Origin of the sequence: Deinococcus apachensis DSM 19763 (genome assembly GCF_000381345.1) — a bacterium.
GTDB lineage: Bacteria > Deinococcota > Deinococci > Deinococcales > Deinococcaceae > Deinococcus > Deinococcus apachensis.
Window position 1 is genome coordinate 10001 of record NZ_KB906403.1, and the last position, 23039, is coordinate 33039.

Sequence of the window (23039 nt, forward strand, 5' to 3'; positions counted from 1 at the left end):
CTCATCACCCAGCAGCCGCTCGGCGGCAAGGCGCAGTTCGGCGGCCAGCGCTTCGGGGAGATGGAAGTGTGGGCGCTCGAAGCCTACGGCGCGGCGCACACCCTGCAGGAGATGCTGACGATCAAGTCCGACGACATCGACGGACGCGACGCCGCCTACCAGAGCATCGTCAAGGGTGAGGAAGTCTCCGGCAGCACCATCCCCGAGTCGTTCAAGGTGCTCGTGAAGGAGCTGCACTCCCTCGGCCTGGACGTCGAGGTGCTCGACAACGGCGACAAGCCGGTCGACATCTTCGAAGGGATGATGCCGAAGCGCTGAGGCGCAGCGCGTCTCGTCCGAGGGTGGACGGTCACCCACCCGAAACCCTCGGATCCCCCAGCAACAACAAGCCTCTCTCACAGGAGAAGCCGTGAAAGATTTCAACAAGGTCCGCATCGCCATCGCCAGCCCCGCCCGCATCCGCGAGTGGAGCTTCGGCGAGGTCGAGAAGCCGGAAACGATCAACTACCGCACCCTGAAACCCGAGCGCGAGGGTCTGTTCGACGAGCGCATCTTCGGGCCGATGAAGGACTACGAGTGCGCCTGCGGCAAGTACAAGCGCCAGCGCTACGAGGGCAAGGTCTGCGAGCGCTGCGGCGTCGAGGTGACCTCCTCCAAGGTGCGCCGCTACCGCATGGGCCACATCGACCTGGCGACCCCCGCCGCGCACATCTGGTACGTGAAGGACACGCCGAGCAAGATCGGCACCCTGCTCGACCTGAGCGCCGGGCAACTGGAGAAGGTGCTGTACTTCAGCTCCTTCCTGGTGACCCAGCCCCTCAACGCGCAGAAGGACGGGCGCCCGCTCAAGCGCGGCGAACTCCTGAGCGACGACGAGTACCGCGAGCTGCGCTTCGGGCGGCAGGAGACGTACGCCATCCCCAACGGGCAGGAAGCCAACATCCGCGACGGCGAGTACGTGACCCGCGGGCAGTCTCTGGGCGGCAACGTCGTGAGCAAGATGGACGGCCTGGCGCAGTACCGCTTCCCCCGCCGCGCCGAGATCGCCTACGCCGAGCAGGTCGAGGCCAGCCTGCCGCTGCCCGCCGACGTGCTGGTGGAGCAGGAAGCCTTCCGCGCGGGTGAGATCCTCGCCGAGCTGGAGCAGGACGTTCAGATCACCTCCCCGGTGGACGGCACCGCGTTCCTGCACGACATGGGCGAGGACTCCGTCATGGTGGAGCTGCGGGACAGCGCCGCCGAGGAAGGCACTTGGGGCGAGGTGCTGGCCCGCGTGTACATCCCCCACGGCCTGAACGTGCAGGTCGCCGAGGGCGAGGTCGTGGAGGCTGGCGCCGTGCTGGCGAACGCCACTGCGGGCAGCCGCCTGCGTGTCAGCCGCGACAGCCGCCTCTCGAACGTCACCTTCCCCAAGAAGAAGGGGGACGTGAAGGTCACGGCCCACTGGACGCGCCGCGTTGAGTACCCCATCAACCCGACCATGCACGTGCTCGTCGGCGACGGCTCGGAAGTCCGCAAGGGCCAGAAGGTCGTCGGCGCCATCGACAAGGATGAGGAGGTCGTGGCCGAGGCCGACGGCGTCATCACCCTGCACGCGCCCGCGAGCATCATCGTCTCCAAGGCGAAGGTGTACTCGTACCAGGACGAGCCCCTCGTCGTGAACGGCGACCGCGTGGAGCCGGGCGACGAGCTGGCCGACTCCGGCAACCTCCGCAGCGAGATCAGCGGGCGCATCGAGATCGACCTCGTCCGCAAGCAGGTTCGCGTGATCGAGTCCTACGACTTCGAGGCCAAGATGGGCGCCGAGGCGGTCAAGGAACTCCTCGACGACATGGACCTCGACGTGATGGAGGCCGAACTCGGCGAGCAGATGAAGGATTCGAGCCGCCACAAGCGTGCCAAGGCCCGCAAGCGGCTGGAAGTGGTGCGCGCCTTCAAGCGCAGCGGCAACAACCCCTCGTGGATGATCATGGAGACGGTCCCGGTCATGCCACCCGATCTTCGGCCGATGGTGCAGGTGGACGGCGGGCGCTTCGCCACGTCGGACCTCAACGACCTGTACCGCCGCCTGATCAACCGCAACAACCGCCTGAAGAAGCTGATGAGCCAGGGCGCCCCCGACATGATCATCCGCAACGAGAAGCGGATGCTGCAGGAGGCCGTGGACGCGCTCATCGACAACGGGCGGCGCGGCTCGCCGGTCACCAACCCCGGCTCCGACCGCTCCCTGCGTTCGCTGACCGACCTGCTCGGCGGCAAGCAGGGCCGCTTCCGGCAGAACCTGCTCGGCAAGCGCGTGGACTACTCCGGCCGTTCAGTGATCGTGGTCGGCCCGCAGCTCAAGCTGCACCAGTGCGGGGTGCCCAAGCGCATGGCGCTCGAACTCTTCAAGCCCTTCCTGTTCAAGGTGCTCGAAGAAAAGGGCGAGGTCACCAACATCAAGCAGGCCCGCAAGATGCTGGAGCGCTACCGCGACACCCGCGACAGCGTGTGGGACGCTCTGGAAGAGGTCATCGAGGACAAGGTCGTGCTGCTCAACCGCGCGCCGACCCTGCACCGCCTCGGCATCCAGGCGTTCGAACCCGTGCTTGTCGAGGGTCAGTCCATCCAGCTTCACCCGCTCGTCTGTGAGGCGTTCAACGCCGACTTCGACGGCGACCAGATGGCGATCCACGTCCCGCTGAGCGCGCAGGCGCAGGCCGAGGCCCGCATTCAAATGCTCTCGGCGCACAACCTGCTCTCGCCCGCGAACGGCGAGCCCAACGTCAAGCCCAGCCGCGACATCATCCTCGGCATCTTCACGCTGACCCAGCTCCGCAAGGACAACCTGGGCGCGGGCAGCGAGTTCGCCAGCGAGCAGGACGCCCTGGCCGCGCTGAACGAGGGCCGGGTCGCGCTGAACACGCCGATCACGGTGAACGGCACCGAGACCAGCCCGGGCCGCCTGCGGTACGTCTTCTCCAGCCCCGACGAGGCGATCATGGCCGTCGAGCGCGGCGAGATCGACTACCAGGACCATGTCCGCATCCGGTTGAACGGCACGGTGTACGAGACCTCCGCCGGGCGCGTGATGTTCCGCCGCCTGGTGCAGGAGGCGCTGGGGAACCAGGCGCACCTGGTCGACACCCTGGTGAACCTCGACACCGCCTACGAGAAGGACCACCTCAAGGACATGATCATGGGGTGCTTCAAGCACCTCGGGATCGAGGCCACCGCCGGGCTGCTGGACGCCCTGAAGGACAGCGGCTTCCGCCTCTCCACGACTTCCGGCATCACCATCGGCATCGACGACATCGTGCTGCCGCCCAACAAGGCGGAGCTGCTCGCCGAGGCCGACAGCAAGCTCGCCGAGATCGAGCAGAACTACGAGTTCGGCTTCATGACCGAGGAAGAGCGGTACAAGCAGGTCGTGCAGCTCTGGAACGACACCACAGACGAGGTGAAGAACGCGGTCTTCGAGAACTTCAGCCGCAACTACCCCTTCAACCCGCTGTGGATCATGAGCCAGTCGGGCGCCCGTGGCAACCCGCAGCAGATCCGCCAGCTCGCGGGCATGCGTGGCCTGATGGCCCGCCCGGACGGCAGCACCATCGAGGTGCCCATTAAGGCGTCCTTCCGCGAGGGCCTGACGGTGCTGGAGTACTTCATCTCCACCCACGGTGCGCGTAAGGGTGGTGCGGACACCGCGCTGCGTACCGCCGACTCGGGCTACCTGACCCGCAAGCTGGTCGACGTGGCCCACGAGGTCGTCGTCCGCGACGTGGACTGCGGCACCACCGACTACACGGTGATCCCGCTGGGCGCGACCGACGAGCGCACGGGCGAGTGGCGCACCCGCAAGGGCAGCGAGATCGAGACGAGCATCTACGGCCGCACCCTGACGGCGGACGTGGACGTGGCGGGCCGCACCATCCCGGCCGGGCAGATGCTCAGTCTGGAGGATGTCAAGGCAATCACGAAGGACGCTAAGGCTATCAGTGAGGTGTTCGTCCGCACGCCGCTGAACTGCCGCGTGAAGGCGGGCGTGTGCCAGAAGTGCTACGGCTACGACCTCTCGCAGGCCAAGCCCGTCTCCATGGGTGAGGCGGTCGGTGTGGTCGCCGCCGAGTCCATCGGCGAGCCCGGCACGCAGCTCACCATGCGTACCTTCCACACCGGTGGTGTGGCGGGCGGCGGTGACATCACGATGGGTCTGCCCCGCGTGATCGAGCTGTTCGAGGCGCGCAAGCCCAAGACCCAGGCGGTCGTCGCCGACCGTGACGGCGTGGTCCGCATCGAGGAGGAGGAGGAGCGTTACCTCGTCCGCATCGAGGCCGAGGACGAGCAGTACTCCTCGAAGACCGCGATGAAGATCGGCAAGGCGCTGCGCCTGATCGTGCGCGACGGCGACCGGGTCGAGGCCGGGCAGCCGCTGACCCGCGGCGCGATCAACCCCCACGACCTGCTGCTGTACAAGGACACCGACGCCGCCCAGCGGTACCTGGTGGAGGAAGTGCAGCGCGTGTACCGCTCGCAGGGCGTGAAGGTCCACGACAAGCACATCGAGGTCATCGTCCGCCAGATGCTGCGCTACGTGGAGATCACCGACGGCGGCGACACCGACCTGCTCGAAGGGCAGACGGTCGAGCGCTGGGAGGTCGACCAGGCGAACGAGGCGCTGGCCGACGGCAAGACCCCGTCCTCCTGGAAGCCCGTCCTGCTCGGCATCACCAAGAGCAGCCTGACGACCAAGAGCTGGCTCTCGGCCGCCTCCTTCCAGCACACGACGCACGTGCTCACCGAGGCCTCCATGCGCGGCCAGGTGGACGAGCTGATCGGCCTGAAGGAGAACGTGATCCTCGGCAAGCTGATTCCCGCCGGAACGGGTCTGATGACCGTCCGCGAGATGCAGGTCGCCGACGACCGCACGCTGGAGAAGTACGGCGAGGAGGGCCGCAGCCCCGACTCGGTCACCGGCACCCAGCGCTACGACGACACCCGCCCCAGCAGCCCCACCCTGCCCGGCTACGCCGACTGAACCAGGGCTGAATTCAAAGACCCCCACTCGGCGACGGGTGGGGGCTTTTTTGTTGCCTGGATCTACACCTCGCGCGCCACCCGCTCCGCCTCATCGCTGTAGAGGGTGGCGTAGTGCTGCCCCAGGTTGACCAGAAACTGCATCTCCTCGTGGGTCGTCCGCGCGCTCAGCCGTGTCTCGAAACTCAGGAGGAGCGCCCCGTAGGCGAGGGAGGCCGCGCCCAGGATCGCCAGGACCACCGGGGCCGGACCAAACGCCGCGTCAAACAGAGCCCCCGAGCCGATCAGGATGCTCGTCAGCACGAGCAGGGCGACCGCCACGTACAGCGCCGTCATCGCCCGCTGGATGATGCGGCTGCGGCGGGCGAGGCGGGGAAGCTGACGGATGATCATGCGTTTTTCCTCGCGGGCGAGGGGTTCAAGCTGGCCGCTCTCGCTCACGAGCACCTTGAAGCGCGCGGTGAGATGACGGACTCGATCCGTCGTCCGTCCCAGGCGCGTACTCGTGCTCATGAGTAATGTGCCCGCGCCGCTGATGAGGACGGCGGGCGTGATCATCGCCGTCAGGACGCTGAGGTTCGGGTCGGCGGTCGCCACAGGTTCAGGGTAAAACGTCGGCGGTGGCGCGGCTGTCGGGTCCGGGCTACAGAGACATTCGCCCCGCCGAACGTGTCCCATCCCTTCCCCCTACTTCAGCCCAAGCAGTAGAATTTTCTGATGCAGTTTCTCCTCGACCTTCACCCCGATCAGTACCCGTTGGAGGGCTTCCGGTGGCGGCAACTGCTGGAGTGGGTCTTCGTGCAGGGCGTGGGGACCTTCGACGCCATGACGAACCTTCCGGTAGAGGTTCGCGCCGACCTCGCCGCGCGCTACACCCTGAACCCCTTTCGGGAAATCGAGACGGTTCGCAGTTCGGACGGCTCGGTCAAATACCTCTTCACTCTCAATGACGGCCGCCAGATGGAAGCCGTCTATATGCCCTACCTCGACCGCAAGACGATCTGCGTGTCCACGATGGTGGGCTGCCCCGCCCGCTGCGCCTTCTGCGCGACCGGGGCAATGGGCTTCGGCCGCAACCTGACGCCGGGCGAGATCGTGGCGCAGGTGCTTGCGGTGGCGGGCGGCGAGGGCGTCGCCCCGCGTGAGATTCGCAACCTGGTCTTCATGGGCATGGGCGAGGCCATGCTGAACTACGCCCACACCATGCAGGCCGCGCGTATCCTGCTGCACCCGCAGGCGCTGGGCATGAGCAAGCGCCGCGTAACCCTCTCCACCGTGGGCATCGCCAAGGGCATCCGCCAACTGGCGGCCGAGGACGACCTGGGCATCAAGCTGGCGATCAGCCTGCACGCCCCGGACGAGGAAACGCGGCGGCGCATCATCCCGACCGGCGCCGCGAACTCCATCGAGGAGATCATGGCCGCCGCCCGCGACTATCAGGCGGTGACCGGGCGCCGGGTGACGCTGGAATACACCATGCTGCGTGGGGTGAACGACCACCTGTGGCAGGCGGAACTGCTCGCCGATCTGCTGCGCGGGCTGGTCAGCCACGTCAACCTGATCCCCATGAACCCCTGGGAAGGCTCAGGCTTCGAGAGCAGCACAGAGGAGCAGATTCAGTCCTTTTACGATGTGCTGGAGGCGCGGGGCGTGGACGTCAGCGTGCGCCGCTCGCGCGGGAAGGACGCGGGGGCGGCCTGCGGGCAACTCGCCCTCAAACGTCCCGGCGCGGCCATCAGCGTTCCCGCCTGACTCCCCGTGTTCAACAGGCCTCCCCCCACCGGGAGGCTTTTTTCTTGCCCGCTCAATGAGGCGGGTGAGAAAGGATAAACCCCTTCCTGTCCAGCTCCTCCTAGAGCGTGAGAGAATCACGGCACCCAGCGCATTGCGCGTAAGGGTTCAGCAAGAACCTCTCGCCTAACCTGTTCACGTTCTCCCCCCCCTGGAGGCCCCCGGTGAATCAACGTAATCTCAAGCTGCTGCTCGGCCTGCTGCTGATGGGCACACCTGTCGCCTCGGCACAGACGCTACTCGACACGTCGGCGGCAATCTCCGTCCAGAACACCCTGAACCAGGTGGGAACGCCTGCCGTGCCGAAGGTTCCGGCCATCCCCGGAACTTCAACGCCAGCCACTATCCCCGACACCTCCACGCCTGCGGCCACCACACCTGCCGTTCCTGTCACGCCGCTCACGCAGGCGCAGCAGGCTCAACTCGCCCGGGCGCGGACGGCGCTGAACGCGGGACAACTCCCTCAGGCTCGCACGCTGTTCGAGGGGCTGATCGCGCAGAACTACGCGCAGCCGGAGCCGCACTTTGGGCTGGGTCTCACACTGCTCGCGCTGGGGAATCTCAAGGGGGCGGCCTTCGAGTTCACGCAGCTCGCCGCGCTGGCTCCCGACCGGTACGAGGCGCCGTACAACCTCGGCGTGATCGCCACCCGCCAGAAGCGCTATGCGGACGCGCTGGGGTTCTACGGGCAGGCGGCTACGCTGGCTCACGGCAAGGCCGGGCCCGCCAGCGAGCGGCAGGTGCTGGAGGCGCTCGCCGCCGAGCAGACCCGCGTCGGGGACTTCGCGGGGCTGAGCACCACCCTGACGCAGGTTGTGGTGCTCGAACCGAACGACGTGGACGCCCAGTTCCGGCTGGCGCAGGCCATGACGCTGGCGGGGCGCAGTGCGGAGGCGCTGCCCCAGGCCTACGCCGTCTTGCAGCGCCAGCCCAAGCGGGTGGACGCAGCGCTGCTGGTCGCGGATATCTACGTGGCGCAGGGGCTTCCCGACCGCGCCGCGCGGGAACTCGACGCCGCGGTGGGCCGCACGGGCAACGGGATGGACCGCGCCCGGCTGCTGCTCCGCAAGGCCGACGTGCTGGCCGCGAACGGCGACACGCGCGGGGCGGTCCTCGCCGCTCAGGCCGCCGCCCATGAGGACAGCCGCAACGCCGCCACCTTCGCCCGGTTGGGGGAACTGCGGGTTCTACGAGGCAACCAGCCCGAAGCCGCTGCCGCTTACGAGGTCGCGGTCCGCTTGGCGCCGAAAAACGCCGCGTACCGCACCGCGCTGGCCGCCCTGCGCCTCGCCCTGGGGCAGACCGCCCAGGCCGGGCGCGACGCCGCGCAGGCGCTGCGCCTGAAGCCGGACCCTGCCACCCTGGCCCGCGCCCAGTTTGTGCGGGGTGTGGCGGCCTACCGCCAGGGCCAGTACGCCCAGGCCAGGACGGCGCTGCGCTCCAGCGGTCAGCTCACCCCCAGCGCCGAGACCTACCTGTGGCTGGGCCTGAGCGCCTACGCCATGAAGGACTACGCGGGGGCCGCCGGAGCCCTGGGCGCGAGCGTGAAGCTTGACCCCACGCCGGTCGCGCGACAGAATCTCGCCTCGGCGCTGCTCGCCGCCGCCCGCTACACGGAGGCCGAGGCCGTGCTGCGCGGCCTGGTGAGTGACCAGCCGAAAAGCGGCGAGGCGTGGTATCTGCTGGGTCTGGCCCAGCGCGCCCAGACCCGTGAGCCCGAGGCCCGCCAGTCGCTGAAGACCGCCGCGAACCTGGGGCACGTCGCCGCGAAGGGGGCCTTGAAGTGAGCGGGGCGCAGGGTAAGGTGCGCCGCTGGCCCGACCTGCTGATCGGCCTGCTGGTCCTCCTGTTGCTGGGGGGCTTCGGCGTCCTGCTGCTGGGGCAACGCGCGCCCCAGGTGCAGGTGGCCCAGGCTCCGTCCCCGTCCACCTCCTCCACCCCGTCCGACACCCCCCCCCCACCCGTCATCCCCGGCGCGCCCGGAACGGACCTCGGGACCGGGACGACAGAGGCGACGACGGAGACGCCCGACAACTCGGCCACCGCGGGGCAGGATACCGGCTCCCCATCCCCCCAGGCCTCCACCCCGCAGACGGACAACCCCCCAGCGACCGCCGAGCCGTCTAACACGGCCCCCGAAGCGAGCGCTCCCAACACGACGACGGATCAGGGCAACATCGGCTCCGCTACCAGCACCTCCCCGGCGCCCACGGCCTCCAACTCCTCCGGTGCGGTGCCCGTGGTGCCCGCCGAGCCTATCCCGGCAGCCCCTGAAGCCCCGCCCACGCCCCAGGTTGATGTGCCCAACGCTCCACCGTCCTCCACGGTGGAGCCCTCGACTTCCGGGACGACCACCCCCGCTCCCGCCGTCCCAGCCCGCGCGGGCGGGGCCGTCGCCACGAGTGAGCAGCGCACACCGCTGCGGAGCGACTACCGCATCAGCCTGGGGACTTTCGGCAGCGAGGGCGCGGCGCAGAGCCGCACCGAGGGCGTCCGGACCCTGGGCTACACCGTCTACCCTATCGACGTGGGCAGCCAGGTCGTTGCGCAGGTCGGCCCTTTCGCCGACGAGGCCACCGCCCGGCAGGCCCTGGCGGACATTCAGCGCGTGTATCCCCGCGCCCTGCTGTACCCGCCCCGCAACCGCAGCCTGACGGGAGGCAGTGGGGACAGCGCGGCCAGCACCCCCGACACCACGTCCACCCCAGCCACCCCCACCCCCACCCCCACACCCGCGACTCCCGCCGAGCGCCCCACCTCCACCCCGGAAGCCACGAACACGCCCGAGACGCCCAGCGAGGCCACGACCCCGCCCGCCGCCACACCCGCCCCCGCGCCGAGCGGTCCCGTCTACCTTCAGGTCGGGGCCTTCGACCGGGTGGAGAGCGCCCAGCGGCTGGTGGGTCTGCTGCGCGACCAGGGCTACGCGCCCACCGTGAACGCCCCGGAGGGCGGCAAGGTGACCGTCTTGATCGGACCCTTCAGTGGCGAGGCCGTGACCGACACCGAGGCCAAACTGGACGCCAGCGGCTTCGACCACTTCCGGGTGCGGTGAGGCCATGACCGGCATCCCGACGGCCACCATCAGCCGCCTCGTGACCTACCTGCGAATTCTGGAGGGTCTGGAGGCGCAGGACGTGAGCCGCACGAGCAGCGGCGACCTTGCCGAACGCGCCGGGGTCACCGCCTTCCAGGTTCGCAAGGACCTCGCCTACTTCGGGCGCTTCGGCACGCGCGGCATGGGGTATACCGTACCCATCCTCAAGCGCGAGCTGCTGCGGGTGCTGGGCCTGAACCAGACCTGGAACGTGGTGATCGTGGGCGTGGGGCGGTTGGGGCAGGCCATTGCCAACTACCCCGGCGCCAGCGACTACCAGTTTCAGTACGTGGGCCTGTTCGACGTGAATCCCGATCTGGTCGGCCAGAGTGTGCGCGGCCTGCCCGTGCGCCACGTGGACGACCTGCGGGAGTTCGTCCGAACCACCCGGGTGGACATGGGCTTTCTCGCCGTGCCGCCCGAGCGCGCCCAGGATGCCGCACAGAGCCTCGCCGACGCCGGGGTGCGCGGCATCCTGAACTTTGCCCCCACCGTCATTCAGCCGCGCACACTGGAACGCTCCGGCCAGCAAGAAATCAGTGACGAATGGCGTGCTGTGATTGTGGAGAACGTGGATTTTCTGGCGGGGATGAAGCGTCTGGCCTTCTACATCCTGAATCCCCACCTGAAGACGGTCGAACCGGAGGAGAATGAATGAAGAGATTGGCCCCCCTCGCCCTGCTTTTCGGCTTAGTCCTGAGTGCTTGCGGGAGCGCACCGGGGCAGTTGTCCGGTACACGGGTATCCATTGGCGTCGCCGTGGATGACTCCAAGTCAACCGAGACTGCAACCAAGACCATTACGCCTGCTACAGACACAGCCCCTCAAAAGGTTTCCTGGACCATTACGTCTGGAAGCGGCGTGACCTTTACCTTCATGACCAGACCCGGTTCTGATGCAGTATACTTGACTGGATACCGCATTCTCAAAGAAACCATTACCACTGCTGCCGGAACGACAGTCCATGAGAATATGAGCGACGTCAACAAGATGGACCTGTATCTAACTTCAGGGTACACCTGCACTGCTCGGACTGCTCTCACCTCCTGCCCCACCAGTGGAAGTGATACTGCGCCTGCTAACGGCATCCCTGCCCAGCACGCCATCTATCTAGAAGGCGGGCTTGGCGGCTTGGCCCGGGCCACCGACGGTGATGTGTCCCAGGTCACCTCTGTAGAGTTTTACGGCATAAGCAGCAATGGGCAGCCTGTGGCAGTACGTGCGGACGGGGTTGTGAGCACTGGTCTACGACTTGGTGACGAGTGAGACCCAGCTAGCAATTGAACGCAAGACGAGAGGGTGGGGGACGCCGGTCTAGCGCCCCCCCACCCTCTCGTCTCGTTCAGAACTTGATCGAATACTCCGCGAACCCGTCCTCCCGAGTCCGCAGCAGCGTGGCTCCGGCGGGCAGGTTCTTCTGCGCGTTCGGGCTGCTGACGTACAGCAGGGTCACGCCGGGGATGGGCGTCAGCTTCCAGTTGTTGTCGGCAGTGGGGTTCACCGTCTTCTGGTCCTGGAAGAACTTGATGATCGCCTGGCGCGTCTCGTCGGGGGCCTGGAGGACGATGTTCTTGCCATCCAGGCCGGGGAAGGAGCCGCCGCCCGAGGCGCGGTAGTTGTTCGTGGCGATCACGAACTGCTGGTTCGGGTCGATGGGCTTGCCCTGGTACATCAGGTTCTTGATGCGGTGGGCGCCCTCGTTCACGACCTCACCCTTGCTGCCGTAGCGCGAGGGCTGGGTCACGTCGATCTCGTAGGTGACGCCGTCGAGGATATCGAAGTTGTAGGTGGGGAAGGACTCGTCCACCAGCGCCTGGGGCTCGGTCTTGCTCGGGTCAATCTGCTTGAACTGCCCGGCGGCGCGCTCCAGCCACTCCTGCACGCCCGCACCGTTCACCACGACGGCCTGGACCGTGTTGGGGTACACGTACAGGTCGGCGACGTTTTTGATGGCGAGCGTTCCGGCGGGAATGTCGGTGTAGTAGCTCGGGCCACTCCGGCCCCCGGCCTTGAAGGGCGCGGCGGCGCTCAGCACGGGCAGGTCCTTGTACTGGGTGTCCGCCAGCGCAGACTTGACGTAGGCGATCTGCGCATTGCTGACAAGCTGCACACTGGGATCGTCCTGCACGAGCGCCCAGTAAGAGGTGATGGGGGCCGCGAGGTCGGCGACCTTGCCGCGCACGTAGGCGAGGGTGCCCTCGTTGGCCTGCTTGACCGCTCGGGCGATGCGGGGGTCGGGCGTGACGAGGCTCTTCTTCGCCGTCTTGTCCCAGATGGGGCGGAGACTGGTGGTGCTGTCCGCGACCGTCCACTTCTGGGACTGGCGGTCGTAGTTGAGCTTGAGGTCCACGATCCCGAGGTCGTTGCCCCAGAACCCGGCCATCACGACGGGCTTGCCGTTGATGGTGCCCTTGGTGATGTCAGCGCCGGGAATGTCCTTGTACACCGGCCCGGGGAACTCCTGGTGGCTGTGGCCGCTGAGGACCACGTCGATGCCGTCTACCTTCGTCAGCTCGGTGGCGACGTTCTCCTGGCCGGGCTGGTAGTCAGCGTTGATGCCGGTGTGCGCGACGGCGACGATGATGTCCGCGCCCTTGGCCTTCATTTCGGGGACGAACTTGCGCGCCGCCTCGACGATGTCGGTGGTGACGATCTTGCCGTCGAGGTTGGACTTGTCCCACTGCACGATCTGCGGGGGCAGGAAGCCGATCACGCCAACGTTGAGGACGTAGGGGCGGCCTTCGGCGTCGTAGACCGTCTTGCGCTCGATCAGGTAGGGCGTGAAGGCGTTCTCGCCGGGCTTGCCGGTGCCGTTGTCCTTGTAGGTGTTGGCGCTCACGTAGGGCATAGGCGCGGCGGAGAGCACCTGCTGGAGGTAGGGCAGGCCGTAGTTGAACTCGTGGTTGCCCAGGTTGCCCGCGTCGTACTTCAGCAGGCGCATGGCCTCGTGCATGGGATGCAGTTGGCCCTCCTTGAGGGGCTGCACGCGCGCGACGAAGTCACCCAGCGGCGTGCCCTGGATCAGGTCGCCGTTGTCGTAGAGCAGCGTGTTGCGCTTCTCGTCGCGGGCTTGCTTGACCAGCGTGGCGGTGTACTCGAACCCGAACTCGCCCGTGGGCTTGTCCTGGTAGTAGTCGTATCCCAGCGCGTTGGAGTGCAGGTCGGTCGTTTCGAGGATACGCAGGTCGACAGTCTGCGCGCCCGCCGCGCCCAGCAGCAGGGCGGCCATCAGGGTCAGTTGCTTATGCACGCCCTGTAGAATACCCGGCTTTGTCAGGGCTGTGTAGACGGTGAAGGGGGCGCCAGAGTCCCCGGTCCAAGATCACGGGCCGCCCGCACACCCAGCAGGCCCAGGGTCAGATCGAACTCGGCGAGGACGTTCTGAAGGACCTCCCGCACGCCCGCCTCCCCCGCGATGGCGAGGCCGTAGGCGTAGGGCCGCCCCAGCAGCACCGCCCGTGCCCCCAGCGCGAGGGCCTTCGCCACGTCCGAGCCGGTGCGAACGCCGCTGTCGAAAAGCACCGGAAGGTTTCCCGCCGCGACCACGCCGGGCAGGGCGTCGAGTGCGCCGATCTCGCCGTCGATCTGGCGCCCGCCGTGGTTGCTTACGATCAGGCCGTCTACACTGCGCCGCACCGCTTCCCGCGCGTCGTCGGGGTGGAGGATGCCCTTGAGGAGGATGGGGAGGCGCGTCCACTCGCGCAGGCGGCTCACGTCGTCCCAGCTCAGGTCAGGGCGGGTGTAGGTGGCGGTGAAGCGGGCGGCGGCAGAGCGCATTTGGGTGGGTCTGAGGCCGAAAGTGCGGCCCTTGGCGGCAAGTTCCGCCCCGGCCCGGACGAGGGCGGGCGTGCGGGGAGGCTGCACGGCGGGGGCGGGCAGAGGTGTCTCCAGCCGTGAGCGGAACACCGGGTCGCTGAGGTACTGGGCGATGCCGCGTCCCCGCAGGAAGGGCAGGTGCCCCAGGTCGAGGTCGCGTGGACGCCAGCCCAGCAGCGTGGTGTCGAGGGTGAGCACGATGGCCGCCGCCCCGCAGGCCTCCGCGCGGCGCACGAAGGAGCGGGTCACCTCGTCGTCGGTGCCCCAGTAGAGCTGGAAGAGGCGGGGGCTCTCCCCCATCGCCGCGGCGCATGTTTCCATCGGCACGGACGCCTGGGAGCTGAAGATGAAGGGCACCCCCTCGGCCGCCGCCGCCCGTGCCACGGCGAGGTCGGCCTCGGGGTGGGCACTTTCCAGCACGCCGATGGGCGCGAGGAGGAGGGGCGCTGGGAGGGTGCGGCCCAGCAGGTCCACGCTGAGGTCACGCTCACGCGAACCACTCAAACGGCGGGGAACAAGCTTGACGCGCTCGAAGGCCGCGAGATTCGCCCGCATGGTTCGCTCGGCCCCCGCCCCACCCGCGATGTAGGCGAAGTCCGCCGGGTTAAGCTTTGCGCGGGCCGCCTCCTGCAACCGCTCGGGGGCGACCGGAACGCGGGGGCGCTCGCCGCCCAGCCCCCGCACGTACACCTGCGTCTGACGCGTCCTGCCCGGCCCGGACCCGATGTTGGTCATGGTTGAGGATACGGTCGGCCGCCCAGAACCGCTCAACGACTCCCTTCCACCACCCGGCGCGGCAACCCCACCAGCAGGGCGAGCGGTCCGGCGAGGAGCAGCCACAGGGCCGCCTCCACCCCGAAGTGCTGCGCGACCACACCCAGCCCCAGCAGGACCGCTCCACTCGCCATCCCCGCCACGCTGCCCAGCGCCATCACCGTGCCGCTGCGTTCGGGGAGCGTCGCGTACAGCCGCGCCTGCAAGACCGCGTACCATCCCGAATTGAGCATCCCCAGCAGGCCCAGCAAGGCGAGCTTGACGCCGAGATGGGGCACGAGCAGGAAGGCGGGGAACACCAGAACTGTTGCCCAGGCACTCATCCGCAGATAGCGAATTCCCGGCATCCGTTCCAGGAGTGGCAGCACGAGCACGTCGCCCACCAGACCCACGCCCGTCAGCACCGCGACCGCCAGGCCCGCCGCCGCTGGAGTCGCCCCCACCGCATCCACGAAGTACAGGGCCACAAAGCTGCGAAACACGTCCCCCGTCAGGTTCGCGCACTCCAACAGGACGAGCGCGGCCCGCACCTCGCCTCGTCGGAGCGACGCCACGACACCCCGCGCCGCGTCCCGCCAGTCGAGCTGCTCGGGGGCCTCCGCCCCGTGAGACAGTGCCGATGATCTCCAGGTGCCGACCAGCGCCACCACGGTCAACGCGGCGAGCAGCGCGAACACGGCCCGCCAACCCAGCCCCAACGTCACGGCGAGGCCGACGAGCAGCGGGCCAACCACGTTGCCCACCGATCCAGCCAGCGCCCAGCGCGCCATGTTCTGCTCGCGGCGGGACGGCTCGGCGTCCATGAGGGCAGCCTGCGTCAGACTGACGAACGCGCCCGAGGCGGGGTAGAACAGCACCAGCGCGGCGAGCAGCGGCCAGAAGCCCCCGGCGACCGCGAAGAGCGCGAGTGAGGCCGCGAAGCAGACGCCCCCACCCAGGATGAGCGCCCGCCGGTAGCCCAGGTCCGCGAGCAAACCCAGGAAGGGCTCGACGAGGTTGACGAGGATGCCGGGCAGGCCGAGCAGCAGCCCCAATTCGACGTACGAGAGCCCGAGGTCCTGGCGCACGAGCGGCCAGGCGGCCCCGGTGGCGCCGTCCACCAGCTCGTCGAGCAGTTCGACGGTGAGCGCGGCAGCCAGAAAGACGACGGTGAAGTTGAGTGGACGCGGGAGTGGGCGTTGGGTCACGGGTCTTTCCCTTTCACGAGAGCGGCGGTGGAAGCAGCAGCTTGTGAAAGGGGGCGGGGACAAGCCCGTGAAGACCGGCGGGCCGAAGATCAGGTCAGCCGTGCGGGGGCGCCAGGGGCGTTACCAGGGCGGGAACGTCATGGGTCAGTGTACGGCGCGGCGAGAGGAGCCGCAAAGCTCAGGTCCCCGAACGCCGTGGGAGAGTTCCTGTCGCCCAGGACGAGGTGAAGGGCCTCGCCCTCCAGTCAAGTCTGGGGATGCTTCGCCTGCGGCTCAGCATGACACTGTCTATACCCATGGCAACGGTTCCGCGCCTGCCTCATTGGAGAAGATGGGGCAACCCCCCTACCCCCGCCGCACCTGCGCCAGAATGCCCGCCGCGATCTCCTCCACGCTGGCGCTCGTCGTGTCGCGCACGGGAATGCCCGCTCTTTGAAAGAGGCGCTCGGCGCGGCGGACCTCGTGTTCGCACTGCTCCAGGCTGGCGTAACGGCTGTTCGGCTTGCGCTGGGTGCGGATGGCATGCAGTCTGCGGGGGTCGATGGTCAGGCCGTGCAACTTGGCGCGGTGCGGCTCCAGCGGGATGGGCAGCGACTCGCGCTCGAAGTCGTCCTCTGCCAGGGGATAGTTGCTGGCCCGGACCCCGTGCTGGAGCGCCAGGAAGAGGCTGGTGGGCGTCTTCCCGACACGGCTGACGCCCACCAGGATCACGTCGGCCAGGCCGTACTGGCGGTCGCCCAGCCCGTCGTCGGTGGCGAGGGCGAAGTCGAGGGCGTCCATCCGCGCCAGGTAGCCGTTCTGGTCGTGCATGTCGTGATAGCGGCCCACGCTGCGGGCGGCCCGCACGCCGAATTCCTCCTCCAGCAGGCCGAGACCTGGGCCGAGCAGGTCGAACACGCGGGCGGGGGCAGCCTCCAGCTCGCGCAGCACGGCGGGGTCGGTGATCGTCGTGAAGATCAGCGGGCGGTCGCCGCGTTCGGCCAGGGCCGCGACCTCGCGCGCCACTCCCTGCGCGGCGGCCACGCTGGCGACGAAGGGCCGCTGGAGGTACTTGAGGGGCTGATTCGGAAAGTGCGCGAGCAGGGCGCGGGCCGTGTTCTCGGCGGTCAGGCCGGTGTGGTCCGAGACGATCAGCACGGTGCGGGGCGGCGGGGTCATGGGGGCAGGGTGACATGGCCGGAGGCTCACCTCCCCAGAACCATGAAGGCTGTCCCCCGAAAGGTGGCAGGGTTGGGACGGCCCTCGGGTTAAGCTGGGCGGGCAGCCGATACACCAACCCCCGCCGCTTCCACGCGCGGGACTCCCTTCTACACGCGGAGGACACATGAATATGATTCGCTGGTTCCAGACACTAAGGATGACGGACGTGGAGGTCGTGGGCGGCAAGAACGCCTCCATCGGCGAGATGATTCAGGGCCTGGCAGGGGCGGGGGTGCGGGTGCCGGGCGGCTTTGCCACGACCGCCGACGCCTTCCGCGCCTTCCTGACCCATAACGGGATCGAGGAGAAGATCAACGAAAGGCTCTCCTCCCTGGACGTGAACGACGTGGTAGCCCTCACCGCCGCCGGTCGGGAGATTCGCGGCTGGGTGGAACAGGGCGAGCTGCCCGCCGAGTTGGAACAGGCTATCCGCGACGCATACGCGCAAATTACAGCGGAGGCCGGGGGCACGGAACCCGACGTGGCCGTGCGCTCCAGCGCCACCGCCGAGGACCTGCCGGAAGCCTCCTTCGCAGGTCAGCAGGAGACCTTCCTGAACGTGCGGGGCATCGACGCTGTGCTGCACCACGTCCGCCTCGTCTTCGCCAGCCTCTACAACGACCGGGCGATCTCCTACCGCGTCCACCACAACTTCGAGCATTCGGAGGTCGCGCTCTCAGCGGGCGTGCAGCGCATGGTCCGCACCAACCTGGGCGTGAGCGGCGTGGCTTTTACCCTCGACACCGAGAGCGGCTACCGGGGGGCGGTGCTGGTGACGGCGGCGTACGGGCTGGGGGAACTCGTCGTGCAGGGAGCCGTCAATCCCGACGAATTCTTCGTGTACAAGCCCGCGCTGAAGGCCGGGAAACGCGCCGTGCTGCGCCGCACGCTGGGGAGCAAGGCCAGGAAGATGATCTACGCCGAGGGGGGCGGCGTCGAATCGGTGGACGTTTCCGAGGCCGAACGTCGCCGCTTCTCCCTCTCGGACGAGGACCTGACCGAACTCGCCCGCCAGTGCGTGGCCATCGAGGAGCACTACGGCCGCCCGATGGACATCGAGTGGGGCAAGGATGGGCGCGACGGGCAAATCTACATCCTTCAGGCCCGCCCCGAGACGGTACAGAGCCGCGCTGGGCGAACGTTGGAACGCTTCGAGCTTCAGGGGAAGGGCGAGGTGCTGGTCGAGGGCCGGGCGGTCGGAAGCCGCATCGGCGCGGGCACCGTGCGTGTCGTCGGCGACCCTGCCGAGATGGATCAGGTGCGGGAGGGGGACGTCCTTGTCGCCGACATGACCGACCCCGACTGGGAGCCGGTGATGAAGCGCGCCAGCGCCATCGTGACCAACCGGGGCGGGCGCACCTGCCACGCGGCAATCATCGCGCGGGAGCTGGGGATTCCGGCGGTCGTGGGAACGGGGAACGCGACCCGTGAACTGCGGAGCGGGCAGGAGGTCACGGTCAGTTGTGCCGAGGGCGACACCGGCTACGTATACGAGGGCCAGCTCCCCTTCCGGGTCAACCGGGTGGAACTGGACGCCATGCCCGATGTGCCCATGAAGATCATGATGAACGTCGCCTCGCCCGACCGGGCCTTCTCCTTCGCGGCGCTGCCGAATGAGGGCGTGGGGCTGGCGCGGGTGGAGTTTGTCTGCTCGAACGTGATCGGCGTTCACCCCCGCGCGCTGCTGGACTACCCGGACGTGCCGGAGGACGTGAAGACCCAGATTGAGGAGAAGACAACCGGGTACGCCTCCCCGCGCGACTTCTTCCGCGAGAAGCTGGCGGAGGGCGTGGCGAGCATCGCGGCGGCGTTCGCGCCCAAACCCGTGATCGTGCGCCTCTCCGACTTCAAGAGCAACGAGTACGCGCACCTGATCGGCGGCCCCGCCTACGAGCCGCAGGAGGAAAACCCCATGATCGGCTTCCGGGGCGCCTCCCGCTACCGCTCGCCCGACTTCGCCGCCGCCTTTGCCCTGGAATGCGAGGCGATCAAGGCGGTGCGCGACGAGATGGGCCTGACGAACGTGCAGGTCATGATCCCCTTCGTCCGCACGGTGGCCGAGGCGCGGACGATCATCGAGATTCTGGAACGCAACGGCCTGAAGCGCGGCGAGAACGACCTGAAGGTCATCATGATGTGCGAGGTGCCAAGCAACGCCATTCTGGCCGAGCAGTTTCTGGAGCACTTCGATGGCTACTCCATCGGCAGCAACGACCTGACGCAGCTCACGCTTGCGCTGGACCGCGACTCCGGGCTGGTGGCGGACATGTTCGACGAGCAGAACGAGGCCGTGCTGGCGCTGATGAGTCAGGCGATCAGGGCGGCCAAGCGGCAAGGTAAGTACGTCGGCATCTGCGGACAGGGTCCTTCCGACCATCCTGCCCTCGCCGCGTGGCTGATGGAGCAGGGCATCGACTCGGTGAGCCTCAACCCCGACTCGGTCCTGAGCACCTGGCTCCACCTGGCGGGTGAGGTGAACGGGGAGCGGGAGACGGCGCGGGCGTAGGACTTCTTTCGCAAGAGAGGGACGGCCCACCCGGAGCCGTCCCTTTTTTTCTCCCCTTATTTCAAGCTGTCGGCGGTGACGATCTGGACCTTCGCCACCTGGGGCTGAAGCACGTCGTCGAAGCGCATGATGAGCAGACGCGACCGCTGCCGCTCGCCACTGGTCGAGAAGTTGACGGCACCCGTCACGGTCATGCACTTGGACTTGTCCGCGCTGAAGCAGGCGGGGAGGTTCACCTTGCGGACCGCCTCGCTGACCTGAGCGCGGGTGGGCACGTGGCCCGCCTGATTCGCGGCGGCCTTGATGCCTTCCAGGAGGACCATCATGGCGTCGTAGGAGTACACGGCCACGCCGCTCGGCGCCGTCTTGTAGGCCGCCTTGTAGCGGTCGGTGAAGTCCAGCGCGTTGGAAAAGGCGCTCACCGGGCCGAAGCCGGTGCTGTACACCACGCCCGCCCCCGCGATCCCCGCCCGCTGGAGGAAGCTGGGCGAGTCGAGGCCGTCCCCGCCCATGAAGGTCGCCTTGACGCCCGCCGCGCGCAGCGACTTGACGAGCAGCGAGCCGGTGTCGTCCGTGCCGCCGAAGTACACGACCGGGGCGCCACTCGCCTTGACCTGCTTGACGACATCGGTGATCTGGGCCGGAGTGGCAGCGGAGGCTCCCGTGTAGCCCGCGACCTTGATCCCGCGCTTTTTCAGGTTGCTGAGCAGGACCTTGGTCAGCCCGTTGCCATAGGCGGTGTTGTCGGAGATCACGAACACCGAGTTCGCCTTCAGCTCATCGGCGATGTATCCGGCCGCCGCCACGCCCTGCGCGCTGTCGGGCGACACGACCCGGTTGAAGTTCGTCCAGCCGTTCTGGGTCAGCCCGTCGTTCGTGCTGGTGGGCGACACGAGCGCGAGCCTGGCGGGCGCGAAGGCCTGCGCCAGCACGTTCGAGACGCTGGAATTCAGCGCCCCGACCACGCCAATCACGCTCTTGTCCGCCAGGATCGTCTTGGCGACCTGCCCGCCCAGCGCCGCCGAGGCCTGATCGTCGTAGGGGGCGAGGACGAGGTCGTACCCCAGCGCCCTGAACGCCCCTGCCTGCGCCCGCACCGCGAGTTCCGCCCCCCGCTTGACCTCGCTGCCGATGGCCGTCAGGCTGCCGCTCAGCGGGCTGACCGTCCCCACCTTGATCGTGGCCGCGCTCGCCCCGCTCGCCAGCAACAGCGCGGAGAGTGCTGCACCCTTGAACCAACCCTTGCTCTTTGCCTTCTGCATAATTCAAGCTACGAATCCTGCATAACAATGCTCTTACTCCTCCCACGTCTCGCCGAACAACGTGGGCTGGGGGGGTGTCGGCGGCCCGAGCCCGGCCACCGTAATCCCGACGAGGCGGACACCCCGACCGGCCAACAGCTCAGCGCTCACCAGGCGGGAAGCCACCCGCGTCAGGACTTCCGCCTCCCGCACAGGTTGGGGCAGCGTCACGCGCCGGGTGAGGAGGGTCCGGTCGTGGAACTTGAGTTTGAGGACGACCACGCGGCCCGTCACGTTCGCCCGTGCGAGGCGGCGCTCGACGGCTCGCGCCAGGCCCGGCAGGACCGCCCGCACCTGTTCCGGCGTATGCAGGTCGTCCGCATAAGTCTCCTCGGCGCCGATGCTGACGGGGGCGCGGTCCGGCTCCACCGGTCGGTCATCTTGCCCCCGGGCGATGCGGGCGAAATGCTCGCCCACACGGCCGAAGAGGGTGACCAGCGTCTCGGGGGGCGTGGCGCGCAAGTCCGCCCCCGTATGAATGCCATGCGCCGCGAGCTTGCGGGCCGTCGCCGGGCCAATGCCATGGAAGTCGGCGGTGGGGAGGGAGGCCAGCAGCACGTCCGCCTGCGCGGGCAGGAGCACGGTCAGGCCGTCGGGCTTGTTCCGCCCGCTCGCCAGCTTGGCGAGGAACTTGTTCACACTGACCCCCGCCGTGGCGGTGAGATCGGTGGTCGCCCGAATCTCCGCGCGGATACTCCCGGCGATGCGGGTGGCGCTCGGCCCGCCGATGAGGGGAGCCGTCACGTCCAGATACGCCTCGTCCAGCGAGAGGGGCTCGACGAGCGGGGTGTAGCGCCGGAAAATCTCGCGGACCTGGGCGCTCACCTCCCGGTAGGCCTCGAACCTCGGCTCCACGACGAGCAGATCCGGGCAGCGTTCGAGCGCGTGGTAGAGCGGCATCGCGCTCCGCACCCCGAAGGACCGGGCCTCGTAACTCGCGGTGAGGACCACACTGCGTTTGCCGCCCCAGGCGACGGCGAGGGGCCGCCCACGCAGCCGGGGGTCGTCCCGCTGCTCCACGGACGCGTAGAAGGCGTCCATGTCCACATGGATGATCTTGCGCGTCCCCTCCCCCACCACAGGTATTCAGGGTTCGAAGTGCAGGTAGATCGCCTTGAGGTACTCCGCCTCGGGGAAGGCGGCGTGGTGGTCGGGGGCGTGGCGGCTGGTCCGCAGCTCGCGCCAACGGCGGCTGCTGCGGCGGGCCACCCCCCGCACGGCCTCGAAGAATTCGTCGGCGCTGACGTGGGCGGAACAGGAGGCGCTGACGAGGATGCCGCCCGGTGCCAGTCGGCGCAGCCCGTCCGCCGCCAACTTCGCGTACGCGCGGATCGCCCCGGCCCGCTCCGCCTCCCGCCGCGCCAGGGAGGGAGGGTCAAGGACGATCAGGTCGAACTCGCGCCGCGTCCCTGACAGCCAGTCGAACACGTCCGCCTGCACCGTCTCGTGGCGGCAGGCGGCGATGTGCGGATCGGCAACGTTCAGGGCGAAGTTACGCTCAGCACTCCTGAGGGCGTGCGCGCTGATGTCGAGGCTGACCACGTCGGTCGCCCCACCGCGCGCCGCGTACAGCGAGAAGCCCCCGGAGAAGGAAAAGGCGTTTAACACCCGCCGCCCCTTCGCCACGGCCTCCACCCGGCGGCGGTTCTCGCGCTGGTCGAGGAAAAAGCCGGTCTTCTGCCCGCGCACCACGTCCGCCTCGAAATGCAGGCCCGACTCGCGGAAGATCACCGGCCCGTCGGGTTCCGTGCCTACCAGCGTCTCCCCGTCGTGTAGCCCCGCCTCCTCCGCCAGCGTCTCTATGTTGCGGCTGAGGCGCACGACCACCCGGTACTTCGGGAAACGCTCCTCCAACAGCCGCAGCAGCAGGGACAGGTGGGGAAACCAGGCCGCCGTGTAGAGCTTCAGGACCAGCGTGCGCGAGTAGCGGTCGAGAACGGCACCGGGAAAGCCGTCGCTCTCGCCGTTCAGCACCCGGTAGCCGTCCGTCTCCGGCCCGAAGAGCGCCGCGCGGCGGTGGACGGCCGCCTCCAGCCGGGCCTCCCACCACGCCTCGTCTACAACCACCGGCAAGCCCATATGCAACACCCGCAGCCGCAGCGGCGAATGGGGGTCATACAGGCCGAGGGCGAGAAAACGGTCGCGGCGGTCGTACACCACGGCGAGTTCCCCGGCCTCGCCCTCGCGGTTCTGCTCGCGCACGCTCGACTCGTACAGCCAGGGGTGCCCCGCGCGCAGATGCGACTCCGCCGTGGCCGTCACACGCAAGCGTAGGCGGGGGCGGGCGGGGGAAACGGGCTCAGGCATCGCCGCCAGGGTAGAGGTTCCCCAGCCCCTCCGCCAGCGCCCGG

Annotated in this window: 16 protein-coding genes (1 of these 16 cut by a window edge); 8 read left to right on the forward strand and 8 right to left on the reverse strand. The window is 68.4% G+C overall.

Translation table 11 applies throughout. The features are described 5' to 3' along the window. Both rpoB and F784_RS0110845 read left to right on the forward strand, forming a co-directional pair. On the forward strand, window positions 1–318 hold the final stretch of the coding sequence (rpoB, locus tag F784_RS0110840; RefSeq protein ID WP_026332408.1) for a DNA-directed RNA polymerase subunit beta. The gene continues 3141 nt to the left of window position 1, outside the view; only the last 318 of its 3459 coding nucleotides appear in the window; the start codon falls outside the window, past its left edge; it ends in the stop codon at window positions 316–318. 91 nt (window positions 319–409) lie between these two features. Beyond that, complete coding sequence (locus F784_RS0110845; RefSeq protein ID WP_019586754.1) at window positions 410–5017, forward strand: DNA-directed RNA polymerase subunit beta'; 4608 nt, start codon at window positions 410–412, stop codon at window positions 5015–5017. Between the two features lie 62 nt (window positions 5018–5079). On the opposite strand, the gene F784_RS0110850 is transcribed toward F784_RS0110845, so the two are convergent. Next, the gene (locus tag F784_RS0110850) at window positions 5080–5613 is read right to left on the reverse strand and encodes a DUF2721 domain-containing protein (protein ID WP_019586755.1); all 534 of its coding nucleotides are present in this window, start codon (window positions 5611–5613) and stop codon (window positions 5080–5082) included. 120 nt (window positions 5614–5733) lie between these two features. Here F784_RS0110850 and rlmN point away from each other — a divergent pair, with 120 nt between their 5' ends. From rlmN to F784_RS26135, 5 genes are all read left to right on the forward strand, one after another. Next, the gene (rlmN, locus tag F784_RS0110855; protein ID WP_019586756.1) at window positions 5734–6768 is read left to right on the forward strand and encodes a dual-specificity RNA methyltransferase RlmN; all 1035 of its coding nucleotides are present in this window, start codon (window positions 5734–5736) and stop codon (window positions 6766–6768) included. A gap of 203 nt (window positions 6769–6971) precedes the next feature. Continuing rightward, window positions 6972–8594: a tetratricopeptide repeat protein gene (locus tag F784_RS0110860; RefSeq protein WP_019586757.1), complete on the forward strand. Its 1623-nt coding sequence runs from the start codon at window positions 6972–6974 to the stop codon at window positions 8592–8594. Next, window positions 8591–9862 (forward strand): SPOR domain-containing protein, encoded by a 1272-nt coding sequence (locus tag F784_RS27580; protein WP_026332409.1) that lies wholly within the window; start codon window positions 8591–8593, stop codon window positions 9860–9862. The genes F784_RS0110860 and F784_RS27580 overlap by 4 nt, the downstream gene beginning before the upstream one ends. 4 nt (window positions 9863–9866) lie before the next feature. Then, window positions 9867–10562 carry a redox-sensing transcriptional repressor Rex gene (locus F784_RS0110870; RefSeq protein WP_019586758.1) on the forward strand — a complete coding sequence of 232 codons (696 nt, stop codon included), beginning with the start codon at window positions 9867–9869 and terminating at the stop codon, window positions 10560–10562. Then, window positions 10559–11170 (forward strand): hypothetical protein, encoded by a 612-nt coding sequence (locus F784_RS26135; RefSeq protein ID WP_157465190.1) that lies wholly within the window; start codon window positions 10559–10561, stop codon window positions 11168–11170. Before F784_RS0110870 ends, F784_RS26135 begins: the two co-directional genes overlap by 4 nt. 76 nt (window positions 11171–11246) lie before the next feature. On the opposite strand, the gene cpdB is transcribed toward F784_RS26135, so the two are convergent. From cpdB to F784_RS0110890, 4 genes are all read right to left on the reverse strand, one after another. Beyond that, a complete protein-coding gene (gene cpdB, locus F784_RS0110875; RefSeq protein WP_040383024.1) occupies window positions 11247–13133 on the reverse strand; it encodes a 2',3'-cyclic-nucleotide 2'-phosphodiesterase in 1887 nt (628 codons plus the stop codon). Window positions 13134–13177: 44 nt separating this feature from the next. Next, entirely contained in the window at window positions 13178–14455 is a 1278-nt protein-coding gene (locus F784_RS0110880) for a lactate 2-monooxygenase (protein ID WP_019586760.1), read from the reverse strand. Window positions 14456–14487: 32 nt separating this feature from the next. Next, window positions 14488–15681, reverse strand: a complete 1194-nt coding sequence (locus F784_RS0110885; RefSeq protein WP_019586761.1) for an MFS transporter — start codon at window positions 15679–15681, stop codon at window positions 14488–14490. Window positions 15682–16026: 345 nt separating this feature from the next. Next, window positions 16027–16839 (reverse strand): pyruvate, water dikinase regulatory protein, encoded by an 813-nt coding sequence (locus F784_RS0110890; RefSeq protein ID WP_019586762.1) that lies wholly within the window; start codon window positions 16837–16839, stop codon window positions 16027–16029. A gap of 166 nt (window positions 16840–17005) precedes the next feature. Here F784_RS0110890 and ppsA point away from each other — a divergent pair, with 166 nt between their 5' ends. Further along, window positions 17006–19387, forward strand: coding sequence for a phosphoenolpyruvate synthase (gene ppsA / locus F784_RS0110895; RefSeq protein ID WP_026332411.1), 2382 nt, complete (start codon window positions 17006–17008; stop codon window positions 19385–19387). Window positions 19388–19443: 56 nt separating this feature from the next. On the opposite strand, the gene F784_RS0110900 is transcribed toward ppsA, so the two are convergent. Genes F784_RS0110900 through F784_RS0110910 form a run of 3 tightly spaced genes read right to left on the reverse strand, consistent with a single transcriptional unit; the run spans window position 19444 to window position 22995 of the window. Then, window positions 19444–20649 carry a branched-chain amino acid ABC transporter substrate-binding protein gene (locus tag F784_RS0110900; RefSeq protein ID WP_019586764.1) on the reverse strand — a complete coding sequence of 402 codons (1206 nt, stop codon included), beginning with the start codon at window positions 20647–20649 and terminating at the stop codon, window positions 19444–19446. Between the two features lie 33 nt (window positions 20650–20682). Next, complete coding sequence (dinB, locus tag F784_RS0110905) at window positions 20683–21768, reverse strand: DNA polymerase IV (protein ID WP_019586765.1); 1086 nt, start codon at window positions 21766–21768, stop codon at window positions 20683–20685. Window positions 21769–21774: 6 nt separating this feature from the next. After that, complete coding sequence (locus F784_RS0110910; RefSeq protein WP_026332412.1) at window positions 21775–22995, reverse strand: 23S rRNA (cytosine(2499)-C(5))-methyltransferase; 1221 nt, start codon at window positions 22993–22995, stop codon at window positions 21775–21777. Window positions 22996–23039: the final 44 nt, after the last annotated feature.